This window comes from Azonexus sp. (genome assembly GCF_036170495.1).
Classification (GTDB): Bacteria; Pseudomonadota; Gammaproteobacteria; order Burkholderiales; family Rhodocyclaceae; genus Azonexus.
In genome coordinates this window covers 1-9853 of sequence record NZ_JAVHPH010000404.1, presented here as the reverse complement: position 1 = coordinate 9853, position 9853 = coordinate 1, and the positions used below count along the sequence as shown (strand labels likewise).

Below are 9853 nucleotides of genomic sequence, written 5' to 3'. Positions count from 1 at the left end.
GTGCAGCCGATGCAGGTGTTCTCGTCGATGATGGCGACCTGCTTGGGCTTTTCTTCGGCGTCGAGCGGCTTGACTTCGCGGCCGAGCAGGTCGGCCAGGCGCTGCACGCCTTCGATACCGCCCGGCGGGCATTTGTTGATCTCTTCGCCCTTGGCGATGGCCTCGGCGTAGGGCTTGCAGCCGGGAAAGCCGCACTGGCCGCACTGGGTCTGGGGCAGGATGGCTTCGATCTTTTCGATTAGCGGATCGCCCTCGACCTTGAACTTGATCGAGGCGAAGCCGAGCAGAGCGCCAAGAACGACCGCCCCGAGGGCCATGATGGCGATGGCGAGCAGGATGTCCATGGCGCTTACTGGTATTTGTCCAGGCCGGCGAAGCCCATGAAGGCGAGCGCCATGAGGCCGGCGGTGACCATCGCAATGGCGACGCCACGGAAATGGACCGGCACCTCGGCGCCTTCGATGCGTTCGCGGATGCCGGCGAAGAGGATCAGGACCAGCGAGAAGCCGAAGGCGCTACCGGCGCCGAAGAGCAGCGATTCGACGAAGTTGTGGCCGTTCGAAATGTTGAGCAGCGGCACGCCGAGCACGGCGCAGTTGGTGGTGATCAACGGCAGGTAGATGCCGAGCGTCTGTTGCAGCGTCGGCGAGGTCTTGGCGATGACCATTTCGGTCAGCTGGACGATGGCGGCGATGGTGACGATGAAGGACAGCGTGCGCAGGTATTCGAGCCCGAACGGCATCAACAGGTAATGATCGATGATGTAGCTGGCGCCGGTCGCCATGGTCAGCACGAAGGTCGTCGCCGCGCCCATGCCGTAGGCCGTTTCGAGCTTTTTGGAAACGCCCATGAACGGGCACAGGCCGAGAATCTTCACCAGCACGACGTTGTTGACGAGGACCGCGCCGACGAGGATGAATAAGTAGTGGCTCATATATTAGGCAAGCGTGAGGCGCGTATTATCGGGCTTTGCTGCAGCGCAAACAACCGCGCGCCGCTTGTGGCTTTAGCTGGTTTTCCGCATGACGTAGGCCAGCGTTTCGGCTACTTCGCCCACCAGGTCGGGGCCGCGGTAGATGAAACCGCTGTAGAACTGCACCAGGCTGGCACCGGCACGGATTTTCTCGGCCGCGTCCTCGCCGCCCATGATGCCGCCGACGCCGATGATCGGCAGTTCGCCGGCCAGGGCAATCGACAGCTTTTTCTGCACGGCCGTCGATTTGGCGAAAACCGGCTTGCCCGACAGGCCGCCGGTTTCGGCACCATTCGGCAGGCCTTCGACGCCGTCGCGCGACAGCGTGGTGTTGGTCGCGATGACGCCGTCGAAACGGTGGCGGCGCAGCGCGTCGGCGATGGCGGTGATCTGCGCGTCGTCGAGATCGGGGGCGATTTTCAGCGCCATCGGCACGTACTTGCCGTGCTGCTCGGCCAGTTGGAGCTGCTTGGCCTTGAGCTGGGCCAGCAGGTCGTCGAGCGCCTCGTCCTTCTGCAGTTCGCGCAGGTTCTTGGTGTTCGGCGACGAGATGTTGACGGTGACGTAGCTGGCGTCGTTGTACACCTTGTCGAGGCAGATCAGATAATCGTCGGCGGCCTTGTCGATTGGCGTCGTCGCGTTCTTGCCGATATTGATGCCGAGGATGCCGCCCTTTTTCGGGAATTCGGCGGCACGGACGTTTTCCAGCAACTTGTCGACGCCGGCGTTGTTGAAGCCCATCCGGTTGATGATGCCCTGCGCTTCCGGGATGCGGAACAGGCGCGGCTTCGGGTTGCCATCCTGCGGACGCGGCGTGATCGTGCCGATTTCGATGAAACCGAAGCCGAGCTTGGCCAGTGCATCAATATGGTCGCCGTTCTTGTCGAGGCCGGCGGCCAAACCCACCGGGTTGGGAAATTTGAGGCCCATGACCTCGACCGGGCAGGCGGCGACCGGCTTGGCCAGTGCGCAGCCAAGGCCGGGAATGTTCAGGAGGTCGACGCCTTTCATGCCGATGCCGTGGGCGGTTTCGGCGTCGAGGGCGAAAAAGAACTTGCGGATCAGGGGATAGAGCATAGTGGGTGCGATTTTACCGCAATGCGCTGCCTCTCGGCCGCCTGGCTCGCCAGGAAACAATCTGTAACGCCTGAATTTTTGCAGGAAGGCTAAACTTCGGCCCATGCGATTTTTACCGTGTTTTTTCCTGTTGACCGTAGCAGTGTCTTCATGGGCGGGCGGGCTGGCTGATCCGTTTGGCACCGAGGCGATGGCGCCGCTCAAGGTGTCGCCCAGTCTGTCTGCGCGGGTTGGCGAAGCGCCCTGTGCCACGGCCTTGCCGGCGACGGCGCTGACGGCGCTGGAGGCGGTTGATCTGGCCCTGTGCAACCATCCGCAAACGCGCGAGGTATGGGCGTCGGCGCGGGTGCAGGCGGCGCTGGTCGGCGTCGCCCGGGCCGGCTGGTTGCCGAATCTCGATGCCAGTGCCAGCGCCACGCGGTTTCAGTATGAAGACGGTTCATATAACCGGCGTTCCGCCGCGCTGACGCTGTCCTGGCTGCTGATCGATTTCGGCCAGCGTTCGGCCAATGTCGAGAATGCCCAGCAATTGCTGGCGGCCGCGGCGGCGACCCAGGACGCGACGGTGCAGTCGCTGTTCCTCGCCGCGCTGCAGACTTACTACACGGCGCAGGCGACGCAGGCGGCGGTGGTGTCGGCGAGCGAGGCTGAGCGTTCGGCCCGCGAGGCTTATCTGGCGGCTGACGCGCGCTACAACGTCGGCGTCGCCACGCCGGCTGATCGCCTGCAGGCGCAGACGGCGCTGTCGCAGGCGACGCTCAATCGCATCCGGGCCGAGGGCGAGGCCCGCAACGGGCTCGGTGCGCTGGCCAACGCGCTGGGTTTCGAGGCGCAGCAAAGAATCGTTCTGGCCGAACTACCGGCCTTGCCGGCCGAGCTGGCTTTTCAGAAGGAAGTCGATGCCATGATCGCCGAGGCGCAGGCCCGGCGACCTGATCTCAAGGCGGCGGAAGCCCAGCTGAAAGCCGCCGAGGCCAGCGTCGACATCGCCCGCGCCCAGGGGCGGCCAACCGTTTCGCTGGCGGCCGGGCCGAGCTGGCAGAATTCGGCCGGCGTCGTTACCCAGGGCGGCAGCATCGGGCTGACGCTCAACGTGCCGATCTTTGCCGGTTTCGACACGACTTACCGCGTGCGTTCGGCGGCGGCACAGGCCGATGTGCGGACCGCCCAGCGCGATCGCATCAAGAACCAGATCGCGCTCGATGTCTGGAAGTCCTACCAGAGCCTGACGACGGCGACGCAAAGCCTGAAGACATCGGCCGATCTGGTGGCCAGCGCCGAGCAGTCGGAGCGCGTCGCGCTCGGCCGCTACAAGGCCGGCGTCGGCACCGTGCTCGATCTGCTGTCGGCGCAGAGCGCCCTGGCCAGCGCCCGATTGCAACGCATTCAGGCGCAGCTCGACTGGAATGTTTATCGCGCCACATTGGCCCAATCGATGGGCGCGCTCGATTACACGCTGCTGCAACCGGCGGCGGAAGGAAGACCATGAAACACATCGGCAAGATTTTGCTTGGCGTCACGGTGATTGCCGGCCTGATCGGCGGCGGCGTCTGGGTCAGCAAGCAGCGCGCGGCGCAAAACCCGGAAACGCGCTACAAGCTGGCGACGGTCGACAAGGGCGAGGTGACGCAGACCGTGTCGGCCAATGGCACGCTCAACCCGGTGGTGCTGATCAGCGTCGGTACGCAGGTGTCGGGCACGGTGCGCAAGCTCTACGTCGATTTCAACGACAAGGTCAAGAAAGGCCAGCCCTTGCTCGAACTCGACGACGCGCTGGTTTCGGCCACCGAGCGGCAGAGCGCGGCAAATGTGATCAACGCCCAGGCGACGCTGGAACTGGCGCAGGCCAACGAGGCGCGCATGAAGTCGCTGATCGCCCAGGAATACGTGTCGAAACAGGAATACGACCAGTCCACCCAGGCCCTCAAATCGGCCAAGGCCCAACTGGCGCTGGCCAGGGCGCAGAACGAGCGCGACCGGGCCAACCTCAATTTCACGGTAATCCGCTCGCCGGTCGATGGCGTGGTTATCGACCGCGTCGTCGATCTCGGCCAGACGGTAGCGGCCAGCTTCCAGACGCCGACGTTGATCAAGATCGCCCAGGATCTGTCGGAAATGCGCATCGACACGAGCTTTGCCGAGGCCGACATCGGCAATATCCGCGAGGGGCAGAAGGCGCGTTTCACGGTCGATGCCTTCCCGAGCCGCAGTTTCATCGGCGAGGTCCAGCAGATTCGCCTGAACCCGACCAACCAGCAAAATGTGGTGACTTACAACGTCCGCATCAACGTCGCCAATCCCGAGCAGGTGCTGCTCCCGGGCATGACGGCCTACGTCAATATCGGCGTGCAGAAGCGCGAGGGCGTGCTGCTCGTGCCGAATGCGGCGCTGCGCTTCAAGCCGGCCGAGGCCGCCGAGAAGAAAGCGGAAAATGGGCAAAAATCCCCGTCGACCGTGGGAACACCGGGCGCCGGTGCCAACGGTGGCGCCGCCAAGGGTAAAAAGCGCGACGGCCAGAGCGGCATGGTTTATGTACTGACGGGCGAGGAGCTCAAACCGGTCAGCGTCCAGCTCGGCATCACCGACAACCGCAACACCGAAATCGTCGGTGGCGACCTCAAGGCGGGCGATCGCATCGTGACCGGCGAGAACGGCGGCGGCCAGACCGGCAAGCCGTCGAGCGTCGGCATGCGGATGTTCTGATGACTGAATCAGTCATCCGGGTCGTCGGCCTGGGCAAATCCTACGCCACGGCGGCCGGGTTGTTCCCGGCGCTCAAGGGCGTCAATCTCGACATCCAGCCCGGTGAATACATCGCCATCATGGGGCCGTCCGGCTCGGGCAAATCGACCTTCATGAACCTGCTCGGCTGCCTCGATACGCCGACCATGGGCGATTACTACCTGGCCGGCAAGAATGTCGCGCACATGGATAAGGATGCCCTGGCCATCCTGCGCAACCGGACGCTGGGTTTTGTCTTTCAGGGCTTCAATCTGCTGCCACGCATGAGTCTGCAGGACAACGTCGCGCTGCCGCTGGTTTACGCCGGCGCCGACAAGGAAACGCGGCGGGCCAAGGGGCGCGAACTGCTCGGCAAGGTCGGCCTCGGCCAGTACGCCGAATCGTTGCCCAACCGGATTTCCGGCGGCCAGCAGCAACGCGTGGCGATTGCCCGGGCGCTGGTCAATGCGCCGCGCCTGATCCTCGCCGACGAGCCGACCGGCAATCTCGACAGCCACACCAGCGAGGAAATCATGCGCCTGTTCGGCGAACTCAACGCCGAGGGCATCACCATTGTGCTCGTCACCCACGAGCCCGACATCGCGGCGCACGCCAAGCGGCAGGTCAAGTTTCTCGATGGCGAGATCGTCAGCGATCTTGCCACTGACTCCCTCCCCTTCAAGGGGAGGGCCGGGGAGGGGATGGGTGCGATTTGCGCCGATGCCGAAACCCATCCCCCTCCCAGCCTCCCCCTTGAAGGGGGAGGAGCGCCATGCTGAAAGCCATGCTCGGCGAAGCCTGGCTGGCGATGGGCGCCAACCGCCTGCGCACGGCGCTGACCATGCTCGGCATGGTCATCGGCGTCGGCGCCGTGGTCATCATGATGGCCATCGGGCAGGGCGCGCAGTACGCCGTCCAGCAGACGATCAGCACTATGGGCTCGAACCTGTTCATCGTCCTTTCCGGTTCCTTCACCACGGCCGGCGTGCGCAGCGGTTCGGCCGGCGGGCCGACGCTCAACGTGGCCGATAGCGAAGCGATCGCCGAACTCGACGGCATCGCCAACGTGGCGCCGACGCACATGGGGACGCGGCAACTGGTTTACGGCGCGCAGAACTGGAGTTCGTCGATCATCGGCACGACGCCGGCCTATCTCGAGGCGCGCGCCTGGAGCATCGTTCGCGGTGCCGCTTTCGGCGATTCCGACGTGCGTTCCTCGACGCGGGTGGCGATCATCGGCAAGACCGTGGCGGAAAACCTGTTCGGCGGCGACGACCCGGTCGGCAAGACCATGCGCATTCAGCAAAATCCTTTCCTGGTCATCGGCGTGCTCGGCAGCAAGGGCCAGAACCTCGACGGCCGCGACCAGGACGACACCGTGATCATTCCGCTCTCCACCGCCCAGCGCAAGGTGTTCGGCACGCCGTTCCTGGGCTCGGTGCGGATGATCATGATTCAGGCCGATTCGGCCGAAACGATGCCGAAAATCATGGACAGCGTGAGCAGCCTGCTCCGCCAGCGCCACCGCCTGCGCGACGGCATGCCCGACGATTTCTTCATGCGCAACCTGTCGGCAGCGGCCGAATCCGAGGCCGAAACGACGCGCACGATGTCCATCCTGCTCGGCGCCATCGCCTCGATTTCGCTGCTCGTCGGTGGCATCGGCATCATGAACATCATGCTCGTCTCGGTCACCGAACGGACCCGCGAAATCGGCATCCGCATGGCCATCGGCGCCCGTCAGCGCGACATCCTCAGCCAGTTCCTGCTCGAAGCCGTGATGATCTCCTTCGCCGGCTGTCTGCTCGGCCTGCTCATCGGACTCGGCGTCGCGCTCGGCATCAACTTTTTCACCGGCATGGTCATCGTCGTATCGGGCAGCGCGGCGCTTATCGCTTTTGCCGTCGCCGCTGGCGTCGGCATCTTCTTCGGCTGGTATCCGGCGCAAAAGGCGGCCCGGCTCGACCCGATCGAGGCCTTGCGCTACCAATGATTCCTTCACGTCGCCAATTTCTTCTTGCCGCTGGTTTGTTGCCGTTCGTCTCGCCACTGCGTGCCGCCGGCGAGCGGGTGGTTATTGTCGGCGGTGGCTGGGGCGGCCTCTCGGTGGCCAGTCATTTGCGCCGGCTGGCCCCGGAAATCGACGTCACGCTCGTCGACCGCCAACCGGCCTTTACCTCCTTCGCCCTGAGCAACCGCTGGCTGGTCGATCACGGCGCCGGCACCATCGAACGACAGGATTACGCGGTGCTCGCCGCCAGCCGGGGCTACCGTTTCGTGCACGCCAGCGTCGACAGCATCGACCGCGCCCAGCGCACGGTGACGACCAGCGCCGGCAGCCTGCCCTACGACTGGCTGGTCCTTGCCCCGGGCATCCGCGAAAACTGGGCGGCCTGGCAGGTCAACGACCCGCAGGCCGTGGCCGAACTGCGTCAGCGCCATTCCAGCGCCCTGCTCAACGCCGCCGATCTGCCGGCGTTAAAGAAACGCCTCGCCGATTTCTCGGGCGGCGACCTGCTGATGACCATTCCGCCAGCGCCCTACCGTTGCCCGCCGGCTCCCTACGAGCGCGCGATGCTCATCGCCTGGTGGCTGAAAACGCAGAAGATTCCGGGCAAACTGGTCATCATCGATCCCAACCCGATGATGCCGGCCTTCAAATCCATTTTGCTCGACCGCTTCAAGGCGCAGGTCATCTACCTCGACCACGCCAGCGTCCGTCAGGTCGATCTGGCCAGGAACACGGTGGCGACCGATGTCGACGACATTCATTTTGACGAGGCCATGCTAGCCCCACCCCAGCAGGCAGCTGACTTGCTCTGGTCAGCCGGGCTGATCCGGCGGATCGATGGCGGCCAGGCTACCGGCTGGGGCGATCAGGGCGGCCAGGATTTTCGTAGCGCGGCGGACGAGCGGGTTTTTATCATCGGCGATGCGGCCGGCCTGGTTTCGCCACTATTCGGCCATTACCCGAAAACCGGCCACGTCGCCAACCGCATGGGCGCTATCGTTGCCCGGCAGATTGCTGCCCGGGCGACCGGCCAGACCTTCCCGGCGCTACTCCCGGAAAGTGTCTGCCACGTTGCGAGCAGCGTCGATCCGCTCGAATACACCCGCATCGAGGCCAGCTACCGGCAGCGCGGCGACGGTTTTCTGATGCAGCAGGTCAAGCAGGTGCGCGAGCCGAATCCGGCCGGCGAGGACAAGGCCTGGGCCGAGGCCCTGTACCGCGATTTTTTGCTGCCCTGAGCGGCAAATTTGCCGAATGGCTTGACCGCTTGAGTCCGCCGGAGTGGCTCAGTCCTCATCCTCGTAGCCGTGTTCCGCTTCCAGTTCCGCGGTAAATTGGCGCGTCAATTCGGCTCGTCCGGCCTGGGTTTCAATGCGCGAGAGCAGGCGGGCGAACGATTCGTCGTCAATTTCGCCGGCGGCCCGGTTGACTGACAGGACATAGACCAGGAACTCGATGTTCTCGCGGTCTTCCGCGCCGCCCGGGGCCTTGCCCGTGGCGGCGGCGAGCGCGTTGGCCAGCGACTTGGCCTGGCCTTTGGGCGGTTGCGGGGCAATGTCGCGATGGGCGGCCTGCACGATCCTGATCATGTCCGGGTGGTTTTCCGGGAGTGTCTGTTCCATGGCGGGAGTGGTGGCCGTCGGTCCGCAGCCCGGCCGTTCAGTGGCGGGCAAAGCGGGAAACCCGGCCGTTACGGTCAACGAGAAAAGTCTCGAAAAATTCGCGGCGGACGGTCTGTTCGACGCCTTCCTTGTCGAGCATTGTGCACGCCGTTTCGCAGGTCGGATTGGAGAATTCACGGCCGGGCGCGCCCTGGGGCAGGCCGGGAACGGCGAGGCCCAGGGCGGCCGGTTTTTCGCTCAGCAGCAGCTTGATGTCCTCAGCCGGCACGTGGCCTTCGATGAAATAGCCGGCCACCCGCGCGCTGGGCACCGACTCCATGTCCTTCGGCACCTTCAGGCGGCGTTTCAGCGCATCCATGTCGACCGTTGGCGTCACTTTGACCGGGAAACCGTTCTGGCGCAGGTGCTCGGCCCATTCGATGCAAGTCAGGCAGACCGTCGGGGTGAATACTTCGACGGAGGGCAGCGGCGCGGCGGGTTCGGCGCTTGCGCTCCCCGCCAACGTGGCGGCGAGCAGGAGCGCGATGATCTTCAGCACGGCCGGCCGGCCTTGCAGCCCTTGAGCACCCACAGCGACAGGACGCCGGCCGCCTCGTCGGCCTTGACCTTGCGCGCCATCGAGCCCGGATCGCGGCCGTTGTCGGTCTTGGCAAAGGGGTCGGCGCCGGCTTCGAGCAGGATCTGGACGTTTTTGGCCCGGCTCGAATAGGCGGCCATGTGCAGCGGCGTGGCCCCGTCGTTGTCGCGGGCCATGACATTGGCGCCGGCCGCGATCAGCGCCTGCATGGCGGTCGTGTCGGGGTTGGCGGCGGCCAGGTGGAGAGGCGTCGAGCCCTGTGCCGTGCGTAGTTCGCGCTGTTTCGGGGCGACCTTGAGAAGACGTCGAACATCGTCGCCGCTGCCGGCCCGCGCCGCATCATGGATCGGCTGGTCGAAACTCAAAACCTCGGCAAACGCGGGAAAGACAAGACTGGCAGCGAAAAGCAGGGAGAGCAGGCGCTTCATGCGGGTATCCGGAAAGGGTTGAGCGGGCGATTGTTGCTGCTAGCGTGTCGGACAACCTTGATCTGCGCTAGTTTCAGTTTTTGCTGATATGGGCAGCGCTGCGCCCATGAAGGGGGGTACCGGCTTGGACAGGGCGTCGATTTTGGGCTGGCAGCACTCAGATAACCAGTTGCGTACCCAGTTCGACGACGCGGTTGGTCGGAATCTGGAAGAAGTCGCTGGCGCTGGTGGCGTTCTTCGACATGATGGCGAAGAGCCGGGCGCGGATCGGCAGCATGCCGCGCGCCATCGAGGGGACGATGGTTTCGCGCGACAGGAAGAAGGTCGTTTCCATCATCTCGAAGGTTTCGCCGAAACGGCTGCATTGCTCCAGCGCGCCCGGTACGTCCGGGCTTTCCATGAAGCCGTAGCGGATGATCAGGCGCTTGAAGCCCTTTTTCATGT

The 9853-nt window shown here is 64.7% G+C and carries 12 protein-coding genes; 5 read left to right on the top strand and 7 right to left on the bottom strand.

The features are described from left to right. From ADADOO_RS14925 to ADADOO_RS14915, 3 genes are all read right to left on the bottom strand, one after another. Positions 1-344, bottom strand: a 344-nt coding sequence (locus ADADOO_RS14925; RefSeq protein WP_511278297.1) for an RnfABCDGE type electron transport complex subunit B, incomplete at its 3' end; no start/stop codon positions are given. 5 nt (positions 345-349) lie between these two features. Further along, positions 350-934: an electron transport complex subunit RsxA gene (gene rsxA, locus ADADOO_RS14920; RefSeq protein WP_511278296.1), complete on the bottom strand. Its 585-nt coding sequence runs from the start codon at positions 932-934 to the stop codon at positions 350-352. 72 nt (positions 935-1006) lie between these two features. Next, on the bottom strand, positions 1007-2050 hold the full coding sequence (locus ADADOO_RS14915) for a quinone-dependent dihydroorotate dehydrogenase (protein WP_511278295.1): 1044 nt from the start codon (positions 2048-2050) through the stop codon (positions 1007-1009). 103 nt (positions 2051-2153) lie between these two features. On the opposite strand from ADADOO_RS14915, the gene ADADOO_RS14910 reads away from it, so the two are divergent. Genes ADADOO_RS14910 through ADADOO_RS14890 form a run of 5 tightly spaced genes read left to right on the top strand, consistent with a single transcriptional unit; the run spans position 2154 to position 8020 of the window. Beyond that, on the top strand, positions 2154-3539 hold the full coding sequence (locus ADADOO_RS14910) for a TolC family protein (protein ID WP_511278294.1): 1386 nt from the start codon (positions 2154-2156) through the stop codon (positions 3537-3539). Then, a complete protein-coding gene (locus tag ADADOO_RS14905) occupies positions 3536-4753 on the top strand; it encodes an efflux RND transporter periplasmic adaptor subunit (RefSeq protein ID WP_511278293.1) in 1218 nt (405 codons plus the stop codon). The genes ADADOO_RS14910 and ADADOO_RS14905 overlap by 4 nt, the downstream gene beginning before the upstream one ends. Further along, positions 4753-5550, top strand: a complete 798-nt coding sequence (locus tag ADADOO_RS14900) for an ABC transporter ATP-binding protein (RefSeq protein WP_511278292.1) — start codon at positions 4753-4755, stop codon at positions 5548-5550. Before ADADOO_RS14905 ends, ADADOO_RS14900 begins: the two co-directional genes overlap by 1 nt. Continuing rightward, the gene (locus tag ADADOO_RS14895; RefSeq protein WP_511278291.1) at positions 5544-6764 is read left to right on the top strand and encodes an ABC transporter permease; all 1221 of its coding nucleotides are present in this window, start codon (positions 5544-5546) and stop codon (positions 6762-6764) included. The genes ADADOO_RS14900 and ADADOO_RS14895 overlap by 7 nt, the downstream gene beginning before the upstream one ends. Next, complete coding sequence (locus ADADOO_RS14890) at positions 6761-8020, top strand: FAD-dependent oxidoreductase (RefSeq protein ID WP_511278290.1); 1260 nt, start codon at positions 6761-6763, stop codon at positions 8018-8020. The genes ADADOO_RS14895 and ADADOO_RS14890 overlap by 4 nt, the downstream gene beginning before the upstream one ends. Positions 8021-8068: 48 nt before the next feature. On the opposite strand, the gene ADADOO_RS14885 is transcribed toward ADADOO_RS14890, so the two are convergent. From ADADOO_RS14885 to ADADOO_RS14870, 4 genes are all read right to left on the bottom strand, one after another. Next, the gene (locus ADADOO_RS14885) at positions 8069-8404 is read right to left on the bottom strand and encodes a hypothetical protein (RefSeq protein WP_511278289.1); all 336 of its coding nucleotides are present in this window, start codon (positions 8402-8404) and stop codon (positions 8069-8071) included. Between the two features lie 37 nt (positions 8405-8441). Beyond that, positions 8442-8942 (bottom strand): DUF411 domain-containing protein, encoded by a 501-nt coding sequence (locus ADADOO_RS14880; RefSeq protein ID WP_511278288.1) that lies wholly within the window; start codon positions 8940-8942, stop codon positions 8442-8444. Beyond that, positions 8936-9409, bottom strand: a complete 474-nt coding sequence (locus ADADOO_RS14875; protein ID WP_511278287.1) for an ankyrin repeat domain-containing protein — start codon at positions 9407-9409, stop codon at positions 8936-8938. Before ADADOO_RS14875 ends, ADADOO_RS14880 begins: the two co-directional genes overlap by 7 nt. A 157-nt stretch (positions 9410-9566) precedes the next feature. Next, positions 9567-9853 (bottom strand): KUP/HAK/KT family potassium transporter (locus ADADOO_RS14870; protein ID WP_511278286.1); only part of this gene is annotated, 287 nt, incomplete at its 5' end.